A 22,066-nucleotide genomic window follows, 5' to 3' on the forward strand; every position below is an offset into this window, starting at 1 on the left:
ACGCGGAGTGGAGCCGTCACGGCGTGGAGTAGAGCTGCCACGACGTGGAGTGGATCTGCCACGGCGCGGAGTGGATCTGTGGAGTAGATCTTCCGCATACGTCGGGGCGAGGGGCCCGGCACCGCGGTGGCCCCGGAGGTGCCGGGCCCCTCGACCCGACGTGCCGGCTGCCCGGACACGTCGGTCGGGGCGGCTACTCGGACGGTGCCCAGTACTCGAGCAGCGTGGCCGCGGAGGGCTCCAGGGTCTTCCAGGAGCCCTCGAAGGACAGGACGGCGAAGGCGGCGGCCGGGAAGCCGCGGCGGTTCATCCGCTCACGGGCATCGCCCTCGGCCGAGCCGGCCAGGATGTCGGCGAGGCCCTGCACGCCCGGGTTGTGGCCGATCAGTACGGCGTTCTGCGCGTCGTCCGGGGTCTCGTTGAGCAGCGCGATCAGCTCGCCGGGCGAGGCCTCGTAGATCCGCTCCTCGTAGACGGTTTTCGGCCGCTGCGGAAACTCGTGGACCGCGAGCTTCCAGGTCTCGCGGGTCCGGACCGAGGTGGAGCACAGGGCCAGGTCGAAGGGGATGCCGGTGTCGGTCAGCCTGCGTCCGGCCACTGCGGCGTCCGTGCGCCCCCGCTCAGCGAGGGGGCGCTCATGGTCGGTCACCTGCGGCCAGTCGGCTTTCGCATGCCGGAAGAGGACGATCCTGCGGGGTTCAGCGACGCTCATGCAACCCAGCTTCGCATGAAACAGGCCAACGGGCGCAGGTAGTTGACCGGCGGCCGGAAGGGCGCTCAGCGCGCCATCAGCTGCTGCACGCGCTCGAAGAGATGGGTGATCGCCGGGTCGCCCGACGCGGCCTGCGCGTCGGTCGGGTTCAGCATCAGCGCCAGCAGCACGACGAAGGCGAGCGCCGGCAGGGCGAGGGCCCACCAGGGCAGCCTGATGTCGACGCCGCCCTTGGTCTCCGGGTGGGACAGGGGGTGCGTGCGGGCCGACATGGGTACCTCCGCTGGTCTTCGAACGGTCCGTGGTCCGCCTCTCGCGGTCACAGTTCGAAGGTACGGATCCGGCGGCCCCCAACCCATCCGGAGACCCACCCACTTGACCCTGACACCCGCCCCCTAGGGGATGGTGGGGCTAGCCCCACCACCGGGCTTCAGGGCCCCGCCGCGGGCGTCGGGCGCGGGGGCCGGATGTCAGGCGTCACGGTGAGACGACCGTCGCGATGACGGCGATGATCACGAAGATGGCGAAGAACGAGCCGAAGACGATCAGCATCTTCTTCTGGCCGTTCTGCGGGTTCGGGTCGAGCACTGGCATGCGGCAAGTCTCGCACCCCGCGCCCGCGGCGATGCGGCCGGGGGCCCGGCCCTCAGCCCGCCGCCTCGTCCTCCACCGTGCGGTCGCGCCCCGCCAGGACGCCGACCACCATCTGCGGGACCAGCAGGGCGGTCATGAGGGCGATCGGCAGGCTCCAGCCGCCGCTGTGCTGGTAGAGCACACCCACCAGGAGCGGTCCGGGGATGGAGATCAGATAGCCGGTGCTCTGCGCGAAGCCGGACAGCTGGGCCACGCCCGCGCTGGTCCTGGCCCGCATGCCGACCATGGTGAGGGCCAGCGGGAACGAGCAGTTGGAGACGCCGAGCAGCACGGCCCACGCCCATGAGCCTGCCGCGGGGGCGAGGTAGAGGCCGCCGTAGCCGACGAGGCCGCAGGCGCCGAGCGCGAGCACGATCGGCCCCTGGTGGGGCAGCCGGGTGGCGAGGCGCGGGATGACGAAGGCCAGCGGCACGCCCATCACCATGGTGACGGCCAGCAGCAGCCCGGCCGTGCCGGCGTGCACGCCCGCGTCCCGGAAGATCTGCGCCATCCAGCCCATCGTGATGTAGGCGCCGGTGGCCTGCAGCCCGAAGTAGACCGCGAGCGCCCAGGCGGTGCGGCTGCGGGCGATCCGCACTGCGGGGGCGTCCCCGCGCGCGGGCTCCCGCCGCGCGGGCTCCCGCGGCGCGGCCGCCTCCTCGGTGAGGTCCGCGCCGCGCTGCCGCACGAAGGGGATCCACGGCAGTACGGCCATCGCCGCGAGGACCGACCAGATCGCGAGGCCGGACTGCCAACCGCCGCCCAGCGCCTCGGTCATGGGCACCGTCACCGCGGCCGCGGCCGCGGTGCCCAGGGCGAGGGCCATCGAGTACAGGCCGGTCATGGGGCCGACCCGGTCCGGGAACCAGCGCTTGACGATGACCGGCATCAGGACGTTGCTGACCGCGATGCCCATGAGGGTGAGCGCGCTGGCGGCCAGGAAGCCGGCCGTGCTGTGCGTGTACGGCCGGACGAGCAGGCCCGCGGCGATGGCGACCATGCCCACGCAGATCACCGCGGCGGGCCCGAAGCGGCGCGCCAGGCGCGGGGCCGTGACGCCGAAGACGGCGAAGCAGAGCGGGGGCACGGAGGTGAGCACTCCGGCCACGCTGCCGCTCATGCCGAGCCCGTCGCGGACCTCCTCGAGCAGCGCGCCCAGGCTGGTGATGGCGGGGCGGAGGTTCAGGGCGGTGAGCACGATGCCGACCATCAGCAGGCGGGTCGCCCACGCGCGTGTGGCGGGTCCGGTGCTCGTCCGCGCCCGCGGGGTGCGTATCTGCTCGGACGCGATCGTCCTGGATTCCTCGCTTGCCATGACGCCCATCATAGAATCATGGGATGATTGGTTGTCCATCCCCGGTCCGTCCGCTCCGGGTACCCCCGTGCGAAGGTGTGCCATGCCCTTGAGCCACCCCCGTCGCTCGGCCCTGTCCGAGCAGGTCATCGCCGCGCTCCGGCAGCAGATCACCTCGGGCGAGTGGCCGGTCGGCTCGCGTGTCCCGACCGAGCCCGAGCTGGTCGAGCAGCTCGGCGTCGCCCGGAACACGGTCCGGGAGGCCGTCCGCGCGCTCGCGCACAACGGCCTGCTGGACATCCGTCAGGGCTCGGGCACCTACGTCGTGGCGACCAGTGAGCTGGCGGGCGTGATGCACCGCCGCTTCGCCGAGGCGGACCCCCGGCACATCGCCGAGCTGCGCTCCACGCTGGAGTCGGCCGCCGCCAGGCTGGCCGCCGAGCGGCGCACGGAGAAGGACCTCAAGCAGCTCGACGCGCTGCTGGAGCGGCGCGAGGAGGCCTGGCGGTCGGGCGACACGGAGGCGTTCGTGACGGCGGACGCGACCTTCCACCTGTCGGTCGTGGCGGCGTCCCACAACGACGTGATGACCGCGATGTACGCGGACCTCGGCGAGGTGCTGCGGGACTGGCTGCGCGAGGACGTCGGCCAGGCGCTGACGCCGGAGACGTACATGGAGCACACGCGCCTGGTCGACGCGGTCCGCGCGGGCGACGCGGAGGCGGCCGGCGCGGCGGCGGCGAGCTACCCCTTCCTGTGCCGTCCCGGGCGGTTCACCGCCTCCGGTGGCTGATCCACACCGAGCGGACCTCCTTCCAGCACCGCCCGGTGAGCCGCACGGTCAACGCCGGGGCGGTGTCGACCGGACTGCCGTCGGTGTCGAGGTCCCACCACCGCGCGCACTCGACGTGCAGGCTGACGGCGTCGGTCTGGGGATACGGGTTGTGGCAGTACGCGGTCACGTGCGAGCCGGCGATCCGGATGCGGCACTCCGCGCCGAAGGGCTGCGGGGAGGGCGGTTTCCCGGGCTCCACGCGCGGGTGGGGCACCGCCTCGTACGGCAGGGACAGCACGAGGGCTACGGCTACGGTCGCTGAGGCCAGGCTGCGGAACAGACGCACAAGGGGACCTCCTCGGCCGTGCTCGGGAGGGAATCACCTGCTGAACACGTGATCCAGAGTGCCCGGTCGAGGTCCCGCCCCGCCCGGCCGGATGGGCCGAACGGGTGATGTGGTCCAGGGCGCGCACCCCGCGGGACACGCGCCCTGGACGGCCGTCGTACGGCGGTGGCCGGGGGTCAGGCGCCGATGGCGTGCAGGCCGCCGTCCACGTGGACGATCTCCCCCGTGGTCTTCGGGAACCAGTCGCTCAGCAGCGCGACGACGCCCTTGCCGGCCGGCTCGGGGTCCTTCAGGTCCCACTCCAGCGGGGAGCGGGTGTCCCACACCGCGGCCAGCTCGGTGAAGCCCGGGATGGACTTGGCGGCCATCGAGCCGATCGGGCCCGCCGAGACCAGGTTGCAGCGGATGTTCTGCTTGCCCAGGTCACGGGCGAGGTAGCGGCTGGTGGCCTCCAGCGCGGCCTTGGCCGGACCCATCCAGTCGTACTGCGGCCAGGCGAAGGACGCGTCGAAGGTGAGGCCGACGACCGAGCCGCCGTTCTGCATCAGCGGCAGGCAGGCCATGGTGAGCGACTTCAAGGAGTACGCCGAGACGTGCATGGCCGTGGCGACCGACTCGAACGGCGTGTTCAGGAAGTTGCCGCCGAGCGCGTCCTGCGGCGCGAAGCCGATGGAGTGGACGACGCCGTCCAGGCCGCCGAGCTCCTCGCCGACGATGTCGGCCAGGCGACCGAGGTGCTCGTCGTCGGTGACGTCGAGCTCGACGACCTTCGTGGGCTTCGGCAGCTTCTTGGCGATGCGTTCGGTCAGCGTGGGCCGCGGGAACGCGGTCAGGATGATCTCGGCGCCCTGCTCCTGGGCCAGCTTGGCGGTGTGGAAGGCGATGGAGGACTCCATCAGCACACCGGTGATCAGGACGCGCTTGCCCTCGAGGATTCCGCTCATGGTGATCAGTGACCCATTCCCAGTCCGCCGTCAACGGGAATGACGGCTCCAGTGATGTACGAGGCGTCGTCGGAGGCGAGGAACCGCACCGCCGCGGCCACCTCCTCCGGCTGCGCGTAGCGACCGAGCGGCACCTGCTGCACGATCTTCGCGCGCTGCTCGTCGCTGAGCACCTTGGTCATGTCGGTGTCGACGAAGCCGGGCGCGACGACGTTGAAGGTGATGTTGCGCGAGCCCAGCTCACGGGCGAGGGAACGCGCGAAGCCGACGAGGGCGGCCTTGGAGGCGGCGTAGTTGGCCTGGCCGGGGCCGCCGTACAGCCCGACGACCGACGAGATGAGGACGACGCGGCCCTTCTTGGCGCGCAGCATGCCGCGGTTGGCCCGCTTGACCACGCGGAAGGTGCCGGTGAGGTTGGTGTCGAGGACGGACGTGAAGTCCTCCTCGGACATGCGCATCAGGAGCTGGTCCTTGGTGATGCCGGCGTTGGCCACGAGGACCTCGACCGGACCGTGCTCGGCCTCGATCTCCTTGTAGGCCTGCTCCACCTGCTCGGTGTCGGTGATGTCGCACTTGACGGCGAGGAAACCGGCCGGCGGCTCTCCCGAGCGGTACGTGATCGCGACCTTGTCGCCGGCGTCGGCGAAGGCGCGGGCGATGGCGAGGCCGATGCCCCGGTTGCCTCCGGTGACGAGAACCGAGCGGCTCAACGGATCACCCTTTCGATAGCGGTCTGATGCCTCCGCCCGAACACCTGGATGACAGGCGGCTTCCTCGAAAACCTATCGGTCCGCGGCCTCCGGCGGACAATCGGGCACCGACAGTGGCCAACGGGACTCGCTGTCGGGTCCCTACAGAAAGTTCGGCGTACCGGGCCGGAACCTGTGGTCCGCCGGGCGGCTGCCGCGACATGATCGGAGCAGCCACAGGCCACGACGGGTCACGACAGCAAGGAGAGACCTCGGTGCCTCATTCCATCGACGAAGCCTTCACGGCGCTTCCCCTACGCGCCCTCGCCGACGCGGCGCTGGCACGCGCGCGTGCGCTGGGCGCCGAGCATGCCGACTTCCGGTTCGAGCGGGTGCGCAGCGCCTCCTGGCGGCTGCGGGACGCAAGGCCCGCCGGTTCCTCGGACACCACCGACCTCGGGTACGCGGTGCGGGTCGTGCACGGCGGCACCTGGGGTTTCGCGTCGGGCGTCGACCTGAGTCCCGACGCCGCCGCCCAGGTCGCCTCGCAGGCGGTGGCGATGGCGAAGCTGTCGGCGCAGGTGATCAGGGCCGCGGGCTCGGACGAGCGGGTGGAACTCGCCGACGAGCCGGTGCACGCCGACCGGACCTGGATCTCGTCGTACGAGATCGACCCCTTCACCGTGCCCGACGAGGAGAAGTCGGCGCTGCTGGCGGACTGGAGCGCGCGGCTGCTCGCGGCGAAGGGCGTGGACCACGTCGACGCCTCGCTGCTCACCGTGCACGAGAACAAGTTCTACGCCGACACCGCGGGGACCGTGACGACGCAGCAGCGGGTGCGGCTGCATCCGTCGCTGACGGCCGTGTCGGTCGACGAGTCGAGCGGCGAGTTCGACTCGATGCGGACGCTCGCGCCGCCGGCCGGGCGCGGCTGGGAGTACCTCACCGGCACCGGCTGGGACTGGGAGGGCGAGCTGGAGCGGATCCCGGAGCTGCTCGCCGAGAAGATGCGGGCGCCCAGCGTCGAGTCGGGCCTGTACGACCTGGTCGTCGACCCGTCCAACCTCTGGCTGACCATCCACGAGTCCATCGGCCACGCCACCGAGCTGGACCGGGCGCTGGGCTACGAGGCGGCCTACGCCGGCACCTCCTTCGCCACCTTCGACCAGCTCGGCAGGTTGAGGTACGGCTCCGAGCTGATGAACGTCACCGGTGACCGCACCGCCGAGCACGGCCTCGCGACCGTCGGCTACGACGACGAGGGCGTCGCCGGCCAGTCCTGGGACCTGGTGAAGGACGGCACCCTCGTCGGTTACCAGCTGGACCGCCGCATCGCGCGGCTGACCGGCTTCGAGCGCTCCAACGGGTGCGCCTTCGCCGACTCCCCCGGGCACGTGCCCGTGCAGCGCATGGCCAACGTGTCGCTGCGGCCCGATCCGGCCGGTCTGTCCACCGAGGACCTGATCGGCGGGGTCGACCGCGGGATCTACGTCGTCGGGGACCGCTCCTGGTCCATCGACATGCAGCGCTACAACTTCCAGTTCACCGGCCAGCGGTTCTTCCGGATCGAGAACGGGCGGATCACCGGGCAGCTGCGGGACGTCGCCTACCAGGCGACGACCACCGACTTCTGGGGCTCGATGGCCGCGGTGGGCGGCCCGCAGACGTATGTCCTCGGGGGTGCCTTCAACTGCGGCAAGGCCCAGCCGGGCCAGGTCGCCGCCGTCTCGCACGGCTGCCCGTCGGCCCTCTTCAAGGGCGTCAACATTCTGAACACCACGCAGGAGGCCGGCCGATGAGCGCGCGTACCGACAAGGCGCACAAGCCGCACGAGGTCGTCGAGCGGGCCCTGGAGCTGTCCGCCGCCGACGGCTGCGTCGTCATCGCCGACGAGCACTCCACCGCCAACCTGCGCTGGGCCGGCAACACGCTCACCACGAACGGCGTCACCCGCGGGCGTACGCTCACGGTCGTCGCGACCGTCGACGGCAAGGAGGGGACGGCCTCCGGTGTCGTCTCGCGTTCGGCCGTGACAGCCGACGAGCTGGAGCCCCTGGTCAGGGCCGCCGAGGCCGCGGCGCGCGGCGCCGGGCCGGCCGAGGACGCGCAGCCGCTGGTGACGGGCGTACCGCACTCGCCGGACTTCACCGACGCGCCCGCCGAGACCACCTCCGCCGTGTTCGCCGACTTCGCCCCGGCGCTCGGCGAGGCGTTCGCACGCGCGCGGGCGGGCGGGCGCGAGCTGTACGGGTTCGCCAACCACGAGCTGGTGACGAGCTATGTGGGCACGTCGACGGGGCTGCGGCTGCGGCACGACCAGCCCAACGGGACGCTGGAGCTGAACGCCAAGTCCCCGGACCGCACCCGCTCGGCGTGGGCGGGCCGCTCCACACGGGACTTCAAGGACGTCGACCCGGCGGCGCTGGACGCGGAACTCGCCGTGCGCCTGGGCTGGGCCCGGCGGCACGTCGAGCTGCCCGCCGGGCGGTACGAGACGCTGCTGCCGCCGACCGCCGTCGCCGACCTGCTGATCTACCAGCTGTGGTCGGCCTCGGGGCGGGACGCGGCCGAGGGCCGTACGGTGTTCTCCCGGCCGGGCGGCGGCACGCGTGTGGGCGACCGGCTGAGCGAGCTGCCGCTGACCCTGCGCAGCGACCCGAACGAACCGGGTCTGGAGTCGGCGCCCTTCGTGATCGCGCACTCCTCCGGCGGCGACCGGTCCGTGTTCGACAACGGCCTGCCGCTGACGGCCACCGACTGGGTGCGGGAGGGCGAGCTGAGCCGCCTGACCACCACCCGGCACAGCGCGGGCCTGACCGGGCTGCCGGTGGCGCCCGCCGTCGACAACCTGATCCTGACCGGCGGCACGGACCGTTCCCTGGACGAGATGGTCGCGGGCACGGGCCATGACGGGCCCTGCCTGCTGCTGACCTGCCTGTGGTACATCCGCGAGGTCGACCCGGCGACGCTGCTGCTGACCGGCCTGACCCGGGACGGCGTGTACCTGGTCGAGAACGGCGAGGTGACCGGCGCGGTCAACAACTTCCGGTTCAACGAGTCGCCGGTCGACCTGCTCGGACGCGCCACCGAGGCCGGGCGCACGGAAAAGACGCTGCCGCGCGAATGGAGCGACTGGTTCACTAGGGCTGCGATGCCCGCGCTGCGGGTGCCCGACTTCAACATGAGCTCTGTCAGCCGGGGCGTATAACCTCTTAGCCGGCGGTCGCGCGACCGCCCGGGACCCATCAAGGAGATACGAGAACCGTGACGGACATCGTCGACGAACTGAAGTGGCGCGGGCTGATCGCCCTGTCCACTGACGAGGACGCATTGCGCAAGGCGTTCGCGGACGGTCCCGTCACGTTCTATTGCGGCTTCGACCCGACCGCGCCCAGCCTGCACCTCGGCAACCTCGTGCAGATCCTGACGATGCGCCGCATCCAGCAGGCCGGCAACCGGCCGCTGGGCCTGGTCGGGGGCGCCACGGGTCTGATCGGCGACCCCAAGCCCAACTCCGAGCGCACGCTCAACGCCCCCGAGGTCGTCGCCCAGTGGGTCGAGCGGCTGCGCGGTCAGATCGCCCCGCTGCTGGACTTCGAGGGTCCGAACGCGGCGGTCATGGTGAACAACCTGGACTGGACCCAGGGCCTGTCGGCCATCGAGTTCCTGCGGGACGTCGGCAAGCACTTCCGGGTGAACAAGATGATCGCCAAGGAGGCCGTCGCCCGCCGCCTGGAGTCCCAGGAGGGCATCAGCTACACGGAGTTCAGCTACCAGATCCTGCAGGGCATGGACTTCCTGCAGCTGTACCGGCGCTACGGCTGCACCCTGCAGACCGGCGGCAGCGACCAGTGGGGCAACCTCACCTCGGGCACGGACCTGATCCACAAGGTCGAGCCCGACGCCACGGTGCACGCGCTGGGCACGCCGTTGATCACCAAGGCCGACGGCACCAAGTTCGGCAAGACGGAGTCCGGCACGGTCTGGCTCGACCCCGAGATGACCACGCCGTACGCCTTCTACCAGTTCTGGCTGAACGCGGACGACCGGGACGTCTCCAAGTTCCTGCGCATCTTCAGCTTCCGGTCCCGTCAGGAGATCGAGGAGCTGGAGAAGCAGACCCAGGAGCGTCCGCAGGCCCGCGCCGCGCAGCGCGCCCTGGCGGAGGAGCTGACGACGATGGTGCACGGCGCCGGCCAGACGGCCGCCGTCGTCGCCGCGTCGAAGGCGCTGTTCGGCCAGGGGGAGCTGGCGGACCTGGACGAGCGGACGCTCACCGCGTCGCTCTCCGAGGTGCCGCACGTCCAGGTCGCCGAGCTCGGCCCGGTCGTCGACCTGTTCGCCGAGGTCGGGCTGGTGGCCAGCAAGTCGGCGGCGCGGCGGACCGTCAAGGAGGGCGGGGCCTACGTGAACAACGCCAAGGTCGCCTCCGAGGACGCGGTGCCGGCGAAGGAGGATCTGCTGCACGGGCGGTGGCTGGTGCTGCGGCGCGGCAAGAAGAACCTGGCCGCCGTCGAGGTGACCGGGGCGTAGCCGCCGCGGGGGCGCGGGGGTCGCGGTCCGCCGGTCCGCAGGTCCGTCGTGACCGGCCCGCGGTTCCCCGCGCTCCCGCGGCGGGGGCTCAGGCGTGTTGTGCGCGCCTGCCCAGGGTCGCCATGTAGAGCATGTCGGCCACGAGGACGATGACGACCGCGGCCCCCAGCTGGAAGGCGTGGCGGCTCCAGTCGATGCCCCGCGTGGACCCGACGCCGACGGCGCGGGCGACCGCGTTGCCCACGGTCGCGCCGAGCATGCCGCAGATGGTCGTCAGCCAGAGGGGACTGTGCTGCTTGCCCGGGATGACCGCCTTGGCGGCCAGACCCAGTACCAATCCCACGATGATCGCCCACAACCAGCCCATGGCTGCCTCCTCGTACGGCTCGACGTGAGCACTACGCCCAGTGTCGGGCCGTGCACCCTACGGCGCATGTCGGGGACGGCGGTACGCACTGTGGCTGAGGCCGTCCGCCCAGGCAGGAGGCGACCCGGTCTCGTAGGCGGCGCAGGCGCGGCGTAACGTGGACGTGTCCGGGATGTCGTCCCTCGACCAGGGGCGTGGCGGACGGCAGAACGGGGAGGGTCCGATGCGGGCGGATGGTGGAGTCTGATGCGGAAGCAGCATGGCGGCGGCAAAGGCCAGGTGTTCCGGATCACCGGTGCCCGAACGGGGCTCGACGAGGACGTGCGCGGTCGCCAGCGCAGGTATGTCATCTCGATGTCCATCCGTACGGTGGCGGTGATCCTCGCCGCCTCGCTGTGGAACGTCGAACGGTACGTGGCGGTCGTGGCGTTGGTGCTCGGGGCCGTCCTCCCCTACGTCGCCGTCGTGATCGCCAACGCGGGGCGGGAGAACGCTCCGTCGCTGCCGTCGTCGTTCATCGGCGGCCCCGTGCGCCAGGTGCTCGCGCCCCCGCGGACGGACGAGGGGTTCGCGCAACCGGCCACGGAAGACGTCGTGGCCGAGCCGGCGCCGGGTTCGGGAAGCGAACCGCGCGGGCGGGCGTGACCGCGGCGGGCGGCGCGGCAGACGGTCGCGGGCCCCGCGACAAGCTCAAAGAAAGCTCAGATCAATCATGTTGTTCCGGTGCCGGTCGACGGGTTACCCGTGACATACTTCGTAGGCGCTCCGCATCCCCCGTCGGAGCGACGGACCGACGCCGGGCAGCTCCCCCCGTGGCTGCTCGGCGTCGCCTTGTCTGCCGCGATCGTGAGACGAAATCCGTGAGTGACGACACCCCCATCTGCTCCGCCAAGGGCTGCCGGGCCGACGCGGTCTGGGTGCTGGCGTGGAACAACCCCAAGATCCACACCCCGGACCGCCGGAAGACGTGGCTCGCCTGCGAGGAGCACCGGGAGCACCTGTCGCGGTTCCTCGGAGTGCGCGGGTTCCTGAAGGACGTCGTCCCGCTGAAGGAGTGGGAGTCCTCCGAGGGCGCCTAGAAGGCTCATGAAGATCTTGGTGAGCCTTCCAGGTCTGTCCGCCCTGTGCGCCCCCGGAGGGCGGCCGGGGCCGCCCTAGCCGCCGATGGCCGACATGGGGCGCTCCGGCTGCAGGAACGACGGGTCGTCCAGGCCCGAGCCGGCCTTCTTGCCCCACATGGCCAGGCGCCAGATGCGGGCGATCTCCTCGTCGGGGGCGCCGGAGCGCAGGGCGGCACGCAGGTCCGTCTCCTCCGTCGCGAACAGGCAGGTGCGTATCTGGCCGTCCGCGGTGAGGCGGGTGCGGTCGCAGGCGGCGCAGAACGGGCGGGTCACGGAGGCGATGACGCCGACGCGGTGCGGGCCGCCGTCCACGATCCAGCGCTCGGCGGGGGCGGAGCCGCGTTCCTGGGAGCCCTCCGGTGCCAGCTCGAAACGGGTGCGCAGGGCCGCGAGGATGTCGCCCGCGGTGACCATTCCCTCGCGCTTCCAGCCGTGCTGGGCGTCGAGGGGCATCTGCTCGATGAAGCGCAGTTCGTAGTCGTGCTCGACGGCCCAGGCGAGCAGGTCCGGGGCCTCGTCCTCGTTCAGGCCGGGCATCAGGACGGAGTTGACCTTGACCGGGGTCAGTCCCGCGGCGCGGGCGGCCTCGAGGCCCTCGAGGACGTCCTTGTGCCGGTCCCGGCGGGTGAGGGTCTTGAAGACGTCCGGGCGCAGGGTGTCCAGGGAGACGTTCACCCGGTCCAGGCCCGCCGCCTTCAGGGCGGCGGCGGTACGCCGGAGGCCGATGCCGTTGGTCGTCAGGGACATCCGGGGGCGGGGGTCCAGCGCGGCGACCCGCTCGACGATGCCGACCAGTCCCGGGCGGAGCAGGGGCTCACCGCCGGTGAAGCGGACCTCCTCGATGCCCAGGGAGGTGACGGCGACGCCGATCAGACGGACGATCTCGTCGTCGGTGAGCAGGTCGGGCTTGGCCAGCCACTGCAGGCCCTCCTCGGGCATGCAGTACGTGCACCGCAGGTTGCACCGGTCGGTCAGTGAGACCCTCAGGTCGGTGGCCACCCGGCCGTAGGTGTCGATGAGCACGTGGCCCCCTCCCTCGTGGCGGATCGGTACGCGGCAATCATTTCCCGTCACATGCGAGCCTACGTGACCCGACTGACAACGACATCGGCCCCGATCCGACGAGGTGCGGCACGGCCGCGTCGTAGATCCCTACGACGCGGCCGCCCGGGCGGGGTGCCCGGCGGGTCTTAGCCGCCCGGGCGGGGTGCCCGGCGGGTCTTACCAGCCGGGCCCGTCTTCGACGCGGGCCGGGAGCGGGTGTCCTCGGGCTTCCTGCCGAAGGGCACGGCGCCGCGCGAGGGCGGGTTCAACTCCCTTGACCTGTTTCCGAACCCGTCTTGGTGAACTCATTGCTGACCAGCGCGTCAGCGGGTTAGTTTCTGGCCTGCACCGCCCGTCATGTACCTGCCCGAGCGCCACCGTGTCTCGGGCGGTTCCGTTTCCGGATGATGTGGAGATCCCATGGCTCATCTGCGTTCCAGACGCCGGCTCGCCCTCGCCGTGCCGGTCGCGCTGTCCCTGACGGCCTCGCTCGGCTTCCTGCCGGCGGCGGCCCAGGCCGCCCCGCACGCGGAGTCCACGGCACAGGCGGCCCGGACGGGAACGTACGCGTACCTCGTCAACACCAGGACGGACCACCACACCGTCAGGTCGGTGGAGCGGGCCATCGCCGCGAACGGCGGCAGCGTCGTCGTCGCCTACGAGAAGATCGGCGTCATCGTCGCCCATTCGGCGAACCCCGATTTCGCCGCGCAGATACGCAAGGTGCGCGGCGTGCAGTCGGCGGGTGCCTCGCGCACCTCGCCGGTGACCGCGGCGGGCACCACGGACGAGGGATCCGTCCAGCGCCTGTCCAGGGCCGAGGCCGCGAAGATCGCGCAGGGCTCGGCGGCCGGCCAGGAGCCGCTCGAGGCCGACCAGTGGGACCTCAGGGCGATCGGCGCCGACAAGGCGGCCCGGATCGACCCGGGCAGCAGGAGGGTCACCGTCGGCGTCATCGACACCGGTGTGGACGACACGCACCCGGACATCGCGCCCAACTTCTCGGCCTCGCAGTCCGCGAACTGCGTCAGCGGCAAGGCCGACACGACGTACGGCGCCTGGCGGCCGGTGGACGCCGACCACTACCACGGCACGCATGTGGCGGGCGAGATCGCCGCCGCGCGCAACGGCATCGGGGTGGCGGGCGTCGCACCCGGGGTGAAGGTCGCGAGCATCACGGTGGCGCAGCCGGACGCCAACTCGCTGTTCTTCCCGGAGAGCGTCGTGTGCGCCTTCGTGTTCGCCGCCGATCACGGCATCGAGGTCACCAACAACAGCTACTACGTTGATCCGTGGCTGTACAACTGCATGGACGACCCCGACCAGCGCGCCATCGTCGACGCGGTCAACAGGGCGCAGCTGTACGCCCAGCGCAAGGGCACGCTCAATGTCGCCGCGGCGGGCAACTCCAACGACGACCTCGACTCGCACGCCCTCGTCGACGACTCCAGCCCCGACGACTCGACCGCGGTGACCCGCACGGTCGACCCGCACCGGTGCTTCGACGTGCCGACCCAGCTGCCCGGCGTGGTCACGGTCAGCGCGACGGGCGTCACGAAGGCCAAGTCGTACTACTCCAGCTACGGCGAGGGCGTCATCGACGTCGCGGCACCCGGCGGTGACAAGTACCAGGTGCCCGACACCCCGTCGCACAACGGCCGCATCCTCTCCACGCTGCCGAACAACCAGTACGGCTTCCTGCAGGGCACGTCGATGGCCTCGCCGCACGTCGCGGCCGTGGCGGCGCTGCTGAAGTCGGAGCACCCGCACGCGACGCCGGCGATGCTCCGGGCGCTGCTCAAGGCGCAGGCCGACAACCCGGGCTGCCCGAGCGACCCGTACGACGGCAACGGCGACGGTGTCGTCGACGCGACCTGCGTGGGCGGCAAGCGCGTCAACGGCTTCTACGGGTACGGCATCGTCGACGCGTTGCGTGCGGTGAAGTAGGGACTGCGCGTGTGACATCGGGCCGGGCCGGACGGAGGGTATCCGTCCGGCCCGGCCGGTACGGGAGAGACCGGGACACGCAGGCCACCGGGACACCCAGGCCACCCACCGCGGAAACCACCGGGCCGCGGGCCCGCTGAGCCGCGCGACCACTGAGCCGCGGGCCGACCGAAAACGTACCCATGGGCGGAATGACCGACCGCCAGTTGTTTGACTTCACTTGCCCGGTTCTGCGACGGCGGTGAGGATCTCGGGGTGACGTTGACCAGATCCACGGCCGGGGCGGCCGACGCGAGCGGGCCGATGCGGCGTCCCGGTACGGTCCGGGCCGTCGCCGTCCTCCTTCTGGCGGCGCTGGGCGCGCTCATACCCCTGCTCGCCCCGTCCGCCGCGCTGCACGGCACCGGTGAGGCCGCCGCACCCGGCGTCGGCGGCATCGCGCTGCTGCGGGCGGTGCTGTTCACCGCGCTGTGCGTCCCGGTGGGCGAGCTGTTCGTCAACCGGCTGACCGGCGCGCTGCCCGGGGCCCCGCGGGCCGCGCCCCGCAGCTGGGCCCCGTACGCGGCCGGCGCCGGTCTCCTCGCCGCGCTGGGGCTGGCCTCGGTGGTGTCCACCGGCAACCTGGTGCCGCACAGCCTCGCCCAGATCGACGTCGGCGGGCTGTACGACTCCCGGGACGGCAAGCTCGCGCTGGTCGAGGTAAATGCCTTCCTCGCAGCCGGCCTGTGCGCCCGCTCGCGCCGCCCGGCGGCCCGGATGTGGCCCCTGGCCGCGGTGATCGTGGCGGAGGCCCTGCGCGCACACCCCGCCCCCGAGCACAACCCGCTCCTCGGGTCAGGGCTGACGCTGGTGCACCTGACGTGCGCCGCCCTGTGGGCGGGAGGTCTGCTGCACACGCTGCGGACGCTGCGCCGCTGGGGCCCCGCCCCGGCGGGCCCCGCGCTGCTGGGGCTCTACGCGCGCACGGCGGCCGTGCTGCTCGCCGCCGTCACCGCGACGGGGGTGTGGAGTTCGCTGCGCCGCATGCCGCCGCACACCGTCCTCGACCAGCTGACCTCGACGGCGTACGGACGGGTCCTGCTCGCCAAGGTGATCCTCGTGGCCGGCGTCGCTCTGCTCGCCCTGTGGGCACGGCTCCGGCTGAGCCGCGCCGCCGACCCGCTGACCGCCTGCTCCCCCGCGCGCGCGGAGGTCGCCGTGCTGGCAGTGGTGGTCGTGGTGTCGGGGCTGCTGACCGCACTGCCGCTGCCGATCAGATGGTGAGCCGCGTGCGGCGCGCGCGGACACGCCCCGCACGCGCGCGCCGCACGCGGCGCGATCCGTCGTGCCCCGCCACCCCCGCGGGCCGCCCGGCACGGGTGGCAGGGCCGGCGGGATCGGTGCCGCGCGGGGCATGAGGCCCGTTCCGGGGACCGGACGGCCGACCGGGCCCGCAGAGCACCCCGCCCGGCACGCTCGCGGCAGCTCCCGGCCGCCCGTACACCGGGCGCTGCCGGTCGGTGCGCTGCCGGACCGTGGTGGGCTCCGCCCCGGCCCGCTCAGACCCCCACGGCCCCCAGCAACGCCCCCGCCGCGTACGTGACGCCCATGGCGAGGGCCCCGCCGACCGCGTTGCGGACGACGGCCGGCCCTGGCTTCGCGGCGCCCAGGCGCGCGCTGCTCCAGCCCGTGAGGACGAGGGCCGCCAGCACCGACACCACCGTCACGCCGAGCCGCCAGCCCGGCGGCGGCAGCACGATCGCCAGCAGGGGCAGCAGCGCCCCCACGGTGAACGACAGGAAGCTCGCCCACGCCGCGTGCCAGGGGTTGGTGAGTTCGTCGGGGTCGATGCCGAGCTCCACGCGCGCGTGCGCTCGGAGCGCGTCCCGTTCCGTCAGCTGCTCGGCCGCGTCCCTGGCCACTTCCCGGGACATCCCGCGCTGCTCCAGCAGCTGGGTCAGTTCCTCCAGCTCCGCCTCCGGCTCCTCGCGCAGCTCCCGCCGCTCCAGGGCGAGGGCGGCCATCTCCGAGTCCCGCTGGGTGGACACGGACACGTACTCGCCCGCGGCCATCGACATCGAACCGGCCAGCAGACCGGCGAGCCCGGCGGTGAGCAGCGCGGAGCGGCTGTCGGTCGCGCCGGCCACGCCCACGACGAGTCCCGCCGTGGAGACGATGCCGTCGTTCGCGCCGAGGACGGCCGCCCGCAGCCAGTTCAGGCGCTCACCCAGAGCGCCTCCGTGCGCCTCGTCGTGCGTGGATTCCGTCACACAGGAAGGATCTCATCCCGGGTGTCACCACACCCGAACCGACGCCCCCCGCGCGAACGCCGGGCTCGTCGCGTCCGCCGGTGGCCTCTCCAGCGGCTCGGCGAGTTCCTCCGGCGTCGGTCCCACCCTTGCCGCGACCGGGGCCAGCAGGTCCAGGTCGAAGCCGTAGACGCGGGCCGCGTTCCCGCCGACCATGGCCGCGACCTCGTCGCGCGGCACGCCCGCGTAGGCGGTGCGCAGGCCCTCCCTGGAGTACGGGTAGGTCCCCTCGTCGTGCGGGTAGTCGCTGCCCCACATGATCTTGTCGACGCCGATGCGGTCCCGCAGGGGCACCTCGTGGGGGCGCATGAAGCTGGCGCCGACGAAACAGTTCTCGTGCCACACCACGGAGGGCGGTTCGCCCATCCCCGCGGCCAGGCCCGCGCCGAACCTGGACTCGGCGGTGGCCGCCTGCGCCGCGGCCGCGACCAGGCGGCCGTGGTAGTAGTCCAGCATGTCGAGCACCCCGGGGATCCAGCCCGAGCCCTGCTCGGTCAGCACCAGCTTCAGCCCGGGGTGACGGCGGAAGGCACCGCCGAACACCAGGTGCCACAGCGCGCGGTGGGAGAACCAGGTCGTCTCGACCATGAAGACGGCGCGGGCGGCCGGTTCGTCGCCCAGCGGCGGGGACGCCGAGCCCGCGTGGTGGTTCACCGGGACGCCCAGGTCCTCGCAGACCGCCCAGATGGGGTCGTACACCTGCGAGTGGAGCTCCGGCAGGCCCGAGCCCGGGGGCGTGCCGGGCAGCATCAGGCCGCCCTTCAGGCCCGCCCCGGCCGCCCACTCGATCTCCCGCACCGCCGCGTCCACGTCGTTCAGGAGGATCTGGAAGACGCCGGCCCGCCGGCCGGGTGCCGCCGCGCAGAAGTCCGCGAGCCAGCGGTTGTGGGCGCGCAGTCCGGCCCAGCGGCGCTCCAGCTCCCCGGCGGCCGGGGCGGGCGCCATCAGGGACCCGGAGGGGAAGAACGGCGGGATCGTGTTGGGGAAGACCACCTCCGCGACGATGCCGTCCTGCTCCAGTTCCGCCAGGCGGCGCTCGGAGTTCCAGTTCCTGTCGGCCGTGTCGGCGAGCAGGTCCTCGTACGGATTGACGTACGTCGCCGCCCAGACGTCGAAGTCGTCGTGGTGGCGCTTCTCCAGGTACGGCTTGTAGTCCAGCAGGTCGGCTCCGGCGTGGCAGTCGGCCGAGATGACCGTGTACCGGTCGCTCACCGCGTCACCCCCAGGGCCGGGAAGTCGTGGCCGGTCAGCCAGTGCCGGCCCACCTCGCGCGAGCGTTCCCAGGACGCCGCCACGGCCGCCTGGCCGTCCGGCTGGCCGAGGTCGGCCGGTGTGGGGCCGATGCGGCGGGCCAGCGGGGCCAGTTGCCCGGTGTCGAAGCCGAAGACCTCGGCGGCCGAGAGTCCCAGCATGCGGCGGGTCTCGGTCACCGGGATGTCGTGGAAGGTGCGCCGCAGCCACGCGCGCGTGTCGGGCCAGGTGCCCTCGGGGTGCGGGAAGTCGCTGCCCCAGAGGATGTTGTCGACGCCGATCTCGTAGCGCTGGGCCAGTTCGCGGCGCTTGGTGTTGGTCGCGCAGATGAACACCTGGCGGTCCAGGTACTCGTGCGGCGGGCGGCTCAGCTCCTGGAAGGGCGAGAGCTTCTTGCCGCCGTGCGCGCCCAGGTAGAGGCGGTCCATGAACCACAGCAGGTTCGGCAGCCACCAGCAGCCCGACTCCGCCACCCCGAACCGCAGGCCCGGATGGCGCTCGAAGACACCGGACCACAGCAGGAACCAGAGCGGGCGGGCGGGCCACCAGGTGACCTCGGAGACGTAGATGCCGAGGTGGTCGCCGTACTCGTGGCGCGGGGCGGCGCCCGAGTGCGTCAGCACCGGCATCGCGCACTCGGCGGCCGCCGCCCACACCGGGTCGTAACGGCGGTCGTGGTACGGCTCCTTGTCGACCCACATGGACGGGATCATCAGGGCGCCGAGGCCGGACTCCCTGGCGCGGTGCACCTCGGCGACGACCCGGTCCGGCTCGGCCGTGACCGGCAGCAGGGCGACCCCGCAGTGGCGTTCGGGGTGCTGCGAGACGAAGTCCGCAAGCCACCTGTTGTGCGCCCGCGCGCCCGCCATGCCGAGCTCCGGGTCCTGATCGCCGGAGAGGCCGAGGCCCACGCCGAAGGGCGCGGCCGTCCGGCTGTCCACCGCGTCCGCGTCCGGGAAGACCACCTCGGCCGCGACGCCGTCGCCGTCGAGTTCCTTCAGCCGCTGCGCGGCGTCCCAACCGCCCCGCAGCCCTTCCTCGTTGTCCTCGAACCACTTGGCCGCGAACGCCTCGTCGCGGATGCCGAGCCGGGTCATCTCCGCACGGCGGCGGTCGCGCCCGGCGAGGAAGCCGTCGAAGTCCCGGTGGAAGCGCGCGTCCAGATAGGGCCGGTACTCCTCGGTGGGCAGGCCGGCGTGGCAGTCGGAGGAGATGATCAGGTACGGCTCCTGGTCGGTCACATCGGCCCCCTCAGTCCAGGATGAAGCTCTCCAGGTAGGTCGGGTTCGCGCGGTCCAGCATCGACCTGGCCCGCGCACGGATCCGGTCGTCGCTGTGCTCGCTCGGCGGCAGCAGCCAGAACCGGTCGGCGCGGACGCCGTCGACGACGAGCTCCGCGACCTCCTCCACGGGTGTGAAGCGCACCTCCTCGCCCGCGGCGCGCATCGCGGTCTCCCACTGGCCGAGGCTGCGGTACGGCGTCCTGCGCGGCCGCTCCTTGGCGTACCGGGCGGGCCGGTTGCGGTGCGACTCCCACAGGCCGGTGCGCAGCATGTGCGGTCCGGGGAAGAGCACCGAGGCGCCCACGCGCGCGTGCTCGGCCCTGAGGTGGGCGTAGAGGGACTCGGTCATCGTGACGACGGCCGCCTTGGTGACGGCGTAGACGGAGGCGGTGGGCAGCGGCGCGATGCCGCCGTCACCCGAGGACGTGTTGACGACATGACCGGGTTGACCCGACGCGATCATGCGTGGGACGAATGCCTGGACACCGTGGAAGACGCCCCACACGTTGACGGAGAAGGCCCACTTCCAGTCGTTCGGCTCGTGCTCCCACATCCGGCCCTCGGCGCCCGAGCCGACGCCGGCGTTGTTGCACAGCACGTGGACGGCGCCGTAGGTGTCGTACGCCGACTCGGCGAGGTCCAGGACCTGCCGGCGCTCCCCGACGTCGACCACGCGCGCGTACACGTCGGCGCCCTCGGCGCGCAGGCAGGACGCGGCCTTGCCCAGCGCCTCCTCCTCGACGTCCGCGAGGACGACCCTCAGCCCCTCGGCCGCGAACCGCCGGGCCATCGCGAGTCCGATCCCGCTCGCGGCGCCGGTGACGACGGCGACCTGTCCGGCCCCGAGCTCCATCAGGCGCTCCCCTCGGCGGGCGGCGCGTCGTGGACCTGCCGCGGGTCGTCGTACCGCTGGTGGACGTACGGCAACAGGGCCTCGGCGTCGACCCGTTCGACGACCCTGCCGCGCTGGTCACTGGTCTTCTCGCCGACGGTGATGCCGAGGAGCTTCACCACCGGGAGGTCGGCCACCGGGTCGTGCCCGGACTCGCGCAGGACGACGTCACCGGTGACCCGCTCCAGCCTGCGCACCTTCTCGTGGCGCAGGCAGTGCACCAGCACCGGGCCGGCGTCGAAGCCCGAACCGTCCACCGCGGGCAGGAACTTGAAGTAGAAGTCGGTCTTCCGGCTCGGCCCGGGCACGGGCAGCTCCCCGGCCACCGTGCCGCGCACCTCGACGAACGAGACGCCGTGCCGGGCCATCCAGGCGCGAACCAGGGGCCCGTCCCGCTCGACCACCACCTCGCCCAGCTTCTTCGGCTCCCCGAAGACCTCGCGGCCGCCGATGAGGGCCCGCTCGTGGGTCATCGGCATGACGAGCGGGTACCAGCCGTCGACGCCGGCGTGATCGGCGGCGACCGCGAACGAGCCCGCGCCGAGGGGGTGTCCGGGCAGCTCGACCTCGCTGATGTTCACCCGGACCAGTGGCCGGCCGGCGGGTTTCAGCGGTGGTGGCAGGACCGCGGCGAGCGCGTCCGGGTCGGTCTCCCACAGGGCGACGACCCCGGTGGACCAGATGTCGGGAAGCCGCGCGCTCGCCGTGCGCGCGGCGGCGGTCTCCGCCTCGGTCCGTGCGCCGTACCGTACGCGTGCCATACGCCGTACCGCCCTTCCGTCGGGGGTCACACGCCGGGCGGGCAGCACGGTCGCATCCGGGACCGAAAAGGTCCATAGCCACGGGCACAGACATTCGCGCCATTCGCGGCACCCGAACGGACCGGCGTGGAGGGCCACCTGACGGTCAGGGCTGTCAGTGGCGGCCCGTATCCTCATGGACCATGCTCGAAGACCGCACGACCGCAGCGTCCTCCCCCGCAGCGTGGCCGGCCGCGTATCCGCTGGGATACGCGGTCGTTGACGTGGAGACCACCGGCCTGGCCCGGGACGACCGCATCATCTCCGCGGCCGTCTACCGGCTGGACGCGCGCGGCGAGGTCGAGGACCACTGGTACACGACGGTCAACCCCGAGCGTGACCCGGGGCCGGTGTGGATCCACGGTCTGACGCACGAGACGCTCCGGGACGCGCCCCTCTTCCAGGACATCGCCGAGGAGTTCGCCTCCCGGCTCGAGGGCCGGGTGCTCGTCGCGCACAACGCGGTCTTCGACTGGCAGATGATCGCGCGGGAGTACGCGCGCGTGAAGCTTCAGGCGCCGGTGCGGCAGCGGCTGTGCACCATCGCCCTGTCCAAGGAGCTGGGCCTGCCGCTGCCCAACCACAAGCTGGAGTCGCTGGCCGCCCACTTCGGCGTCGTGCAGCAGCGCGCACACCACGCGCTGGACGACGCGCGCGTGCTGGCGGAGGCGTTCCGCCCGAGCCTCAGGGCCGCGGCGGAGGCGGGCGTGCGGCTGCCGCTGCTGGAGTGCCGCCCGCTGACGGAGTGGACGGACCGGCCCGTGCCGCGCCAGTCCGGGGGCTACGGCGGCCACCGGCCGGGCAGTTGGCGCCCCGCCCGCAAGAGGCCGGCGTGCCCCTACCCCAACCCCGGGCGCTACGAGGACGGCAAGCCGCTCAAGCAGGGCATGCGGGTCGCCTTCTCCGGCGACACGTCGGTGGAGCGGGAGCTGCTGGAGGACCGGGCGACCGAGGCGGGGCTGCACGTCGCGACGAGCCTGTCCCGGCTGACCAGCCTGCTCGTCACGAACGACCCGGACTCGGGCACCTCGAAGGTGGTCAAGGCCCGGCAGTACGGCACGCCGGTGGTGGACGAGGCGGCGTTCGGTCAGCTGCTGGGCAACGTGGAGCCCTCGGACGGGTGATTGCCGCGCGACTCGCCCGGCGC

Annotated in this window: 23 protein-coding genes; 9 read left to right on the forward strand and 14 right to left on the reverse strand. The window is 72.5% G+C overall.

Annotated elements, in window-relative coordinates:
• Positions 1–193: 193 nt before the first annotated feature.
• From ACJ9NR_RS09150 to ACJ9NR_RS09165, 4 genes are all read right to left on the reverse strand, one after another.
• On the reverse strand, positions 194–712 hold the full coding sequence (locus ACJ9NR_RS09150) for a SixA phosphatase family protein (RefSeq protein WP_412491738.1): 519 nt from the start codon (positions 710–712) through the stop codon (positions 194–196).
• Positions 713–777: 65 nt separating this feature from the next.
• Positions 778–984 (reverse strand): hypothetical protein, encoded by a 207-nt coding sequence (locus tag ACJ9NR_RS09155; protein ID WP_412491740.1) that lies wholly within the window; start codon positions 982–984, stop codon positions 778–780.
• Between the two features lie 205 nt (positions 985–1,189).
• Positions 1,190–1,306 carry an SGM_5486 family transporter-associated protein gene (locus ACJ9NR_RS09160; protein ID WP_412491741.1) on the reverse strand — a complete coding sequence of 39 codons (117 nt, stop codon included), beginning with the start codon at positions 1,304–1,306 and terminating at the stop codon, positions 1,190–1,192.
• 52 nt (positions 1,307–1,358) lie between these two features.
• Complete coding sequence (locus ACJ9NR_RS09165; RefSeq protein ID WP_412491742.1) at positions 1,359–2,672, reverse strand: CynX/NimT family MFS transporter; 1,314 nt, start codon at positions 2,670–2,672, stop codon at positions 1,359–1,361.
• A 70-nt stretch (positions 2,673–2,742) separates the two neighbouring features.
• On the opposite strand from ACJ9NR_RS09165, the gene ACJ9NR_RS09170 reads away from it, so the two are divergent.
• On the forward strand, positions 2,743–3,432 hold the full coding sequence (locus ACJ9NR_RS09170; RefSeq protein ID WP_412491743.1) for a FadR/GntR family transcriptional regulator: 690 nt from the start codon (positions 2,743–2,745) through the stop codon (positions 3,430–3,432).
• On the opposite strand, the gene ACJ9NR_RS09175 is transcribed toward ACJ9NR_RS09170, so the two are convergent.
• From ACJ9NR_RS09175 to fabG, 3 genes are all read right to left on the reverse strand, one after another.
• Positions 3,413–3,760 carry a hypothetical protein gene (locus tag ACJ9NR_RS09175; RefSeq protein ID WP_412491744.1) on the reverse strand — a complete coding sequence of 116 codons (348 nt, stop codon included), beginning with the start codon at positions 3,758–3,760 and terminating at the stop codon, positions 3,413–3,415. The two genes, ACJ9NR_RS09170 and ACJ9NR_RS09175, sit on opposite strands and share 20 nt — an antisense overlap.
• A 176-nt stretch (positions 3,761–3,936) precedes the next feature.
• Positions 3,937–4,704, reverse strand: coding sequence for an enoyl-ACP reductase FabI (fabI, locus tag ACJ9NR_RS09180; RefSeq protein WP_412491745.1), 768 nt, complete (start codon positions 4,702–4,704; stop codon positions 3,937–3,939).
• A 5-nt stretch (positions 4,705–4,709) separates the two neighbouring features.
• On the reverse strand, positions 4,710–5,414 hold the full coding sequence (fabG, locus tag ACJ9NR_RS09185) for a 3-oxoacyl-[acyl-carrier-protein] reductase (RefSeq protein ID WP_412491746.1): 705 nt from the start codon (positions 5,412–5,414) through the stop codon (positions 4,710–4,712).
• 254 nt (positions 5,415–5,668) lie between these two features.
• Between fabG and ACJ9NR_RS09190 the strand changes: the two genes are divergently transcribed.
• Genes ACJ9NR_RS09190 through tyrS form a run of 3 tightly spaced genes read left to right on the forward strand, consistent with a single transcriptional unit; the run spans position 5,669 to position 9,926 of the window.
• Positions 5,669–7,192: a TldD/PmbA family protein gene (locus tag ACJ9NR_RS09190; RefSeq protein ID WP_412491747.1), complete on the forward strand. Its 1,524-nt coding sequence runs from the start codon at positions 5,669–5,671 to the stop codon at positions 7,190–7,192.
• Positions 7,189–8,601: a metallopeptidase TldD-related protein gene (locus ACJ9NR_RS09195; protein WP_412491748.1), complete on the forward strand. Its 1,413-nt coding sequence runs from the start codon at positions 7,189–7,191 to the stop codon at positions 8,599–8,601. Before ACJ9NR_RS09190 ends, ACJ9NR_RS09195 begins: the two co-directional genes overlap by 4 nt.
• A gap of 56 nt (positions 8,602–8,657) precedes the next feature.
• Positions 8,658–9,926: a tyrosine--tRNA ligase gene (tyrS, locus tag ACJ9NR_RS09200; RefSeq protein WP_412491749.1), complete on the forward strand. Its 1,269-nt coding sequence runs from the start codon at positions 8,658–8,660 to the stop codon at positions 9,924–9,926.
• Between the two features lie 88 nt (positions 9,927–10,014).
• Here tyrS and ACJ9NR_RS09205 read toward each other — a convergent pair whose 3' ends face one another.
• Positions 10,015–10,293, reverse strand: coding sequence for a GlsB/YeaQ/YmgE family stress response membrane protein (locus ACJ9NR_RS09205; protein WP_412491750.1), 279 nt, complete (start codon positions 10,291–10,293; stop codon positions 10,015–10,017).
• Between the two features lie 246 nt (positions 10,294–10,539).
• Here ACJ9NR_RS09205 and ACJ9NR_RS09210 point away from each other — a divergent pair, with 246 nt between their 5' ends.
• Positions 10,540–10,938, forward strand: a complete 399-nt coding sequence (locus tag ACJ9NR_RS09210; RefSeq protein ID WP_412491751.1) for a DUF3099 domain-containing protein — start codon at positions 10,540–10,542, stop codon at positions 10,936–10,938.
• A gap of 215 nt (positions 10,939–11,153) precedes the next feature.
• On the forward strand, positions 11,154–11,372 hold the full coding sequence (locus ACJ9NR_RS09215; RefSeq protein WP_412491752.1) for a hypothetical protein: 219 nt from the start codon (positions 11,154–11,156) through the stop codon (positions 11,370–11,372).
• A 75-nt stretch (positions 11,373–11,447) separates the two neighbouring features.
• Here the strand turns inward: ACJ9NR_RS09215 and moaA are convergent, their stop codons facing one another.
• Positions 11,448–12,437, reverse strand: a complete 990-nt coding sequence (moaA, locus tag ACJ9NR_RS09220; protein ID WP_412491753.1) for a GTP 3',8-cyclase MoaA — start codon at positions 12,435–12,437, stop codon at positions 11,448–11,450.
• 441 nt (positions 12,438–12,878) lie between these two features.
• Here moaA and ACJ9NR_RS09225 point away from each other — a divergent pair, with 441 nt between their 5' ends.
• Positions 12,879–14,405, forward strand: coding sequence for a S8 family peptidase (locus ACJ9NR_RS09225; protein WP_412491754.1), 1,527 nt, complete (start codon positions 12,879–12,881; stop codon positions 14,403–14,405).
• A 255-nt stretch (positions 14,406–14,660) separates the two neighbouring features.
• Complete coding sequence (locus tag ACJ9NR_RS09230; RefSeq protein ID WP_412491755.1) at positions 14,661–15,668, forward strand: CopD family protein; 1,008 nt, start codon at positions 14,661–14,663, stop codon at positions 15,666–15,668.
• 275 nt (positions 15,669–15,943) lie between these two features.
• Here the strand turns inward: ACJ9NR_RS09230 and ACJ9NR_RS09235 are convergent, their stop codons facing one another.
• From ACJ9NR_RS09235 to ACJ9NR_RS09255, 5 genes are read right to left on the reverse strand one after another with little or no spacing between them, the layout of a single operon-like run.
• The gene (locus ACJ9NR_RS09235; protein WP_412491756.1) at positions 15,944–16,654 is read right to left on the reverse strand and encodes a VIT1/CCC1 transporter family protein; all 711 of its coding nucleotides are present in this window, start codon (positions 16,652–16,654) and stop codon (positions 15,944–15,946) included.
• Between the two features lie 24 nt (positions 16,655–16,678).
• Positions 16,679–17,905, reverse strand: a complete 1,227-nt coding sequence (locus ACJ9NR_RS09240) for an amidohydrolase family protein (RefSeq protein WP_412491757.1) — start codon at positions 17,903–17,905, stop codon at positions 16,679–16,681.
• On the reverse strand, positions 17,902–19,185 hold the full coding sequence (locus tag ACJ9NR_RS09245) for an amidohydrolase family protein (protein WP_412491758.1): 1,284 nt from the start codon (positions 19,183–19,185) through the stop codon (positions 17,902–17,904). The genes ACJ9NR_RS09240 and ACJ9NR_RS09245 overlap by 4 nt, the downstream gene beginning before the upstream one ends.
• A gap of 10 nt (positions 19,186–19,195) precedes the next feature.
• A complete protein-coding gene (locus ACJ9NR_RS09250) occupies positions 19,196–20,080 on the reverse strand; it encodes an SDR family NAD(P)-dependent oxidoreductase (protein ID WP_412491759.1) in 885 nt (294 codons plus the stop codon).
• A complete protein-coding gene (locus ACJ9NR_RS09255) occupies positions 20,080–20,880 on the reverse strand; it encodes an acetoacetate decarboxylase family protein (RefSeq protein WP_412491760.1) in 801 nt (266 codons plus the stop codon). The genes ACJ9NR_RS09250 and ACJ9NR_RS09255 overlap by 1 nt, the downstream gene beginning before the upstream one ends.
• A 182-nt stretch (positions 20,881–21,062) precedes the next feature.
• On the opposite strand from ACJ9NR_RS09255, the gene ACJ9NR_RS09260 reads away from it, so the two are divergent.
• Positions 21,063–22,043 carry a DEDDh family exonuclease gene (locus tag ACJ9NR_RS09260; RefSeq protein ID WP_412491761.1) on the forward strand — a complete coding sequence of 327 codons (981 nt, stop codon included), beginning with the start codon at positions 21,063–21,065 and terminating at the stop codon, positions 22,041–22,043.
• Positions 22,044–22,066: the final 23 nt, after the last annotated feature.

This window comes from Streptomyces sediminimaris, from assembly GCF_047049295.1.
GTDB classification, from domain to species: Bacteria; Actinomycetota; Actinomycetes; order Streptomycetales; family Streptomycetaceae; genus Streptomyces; species Streptomyces sediminimaris.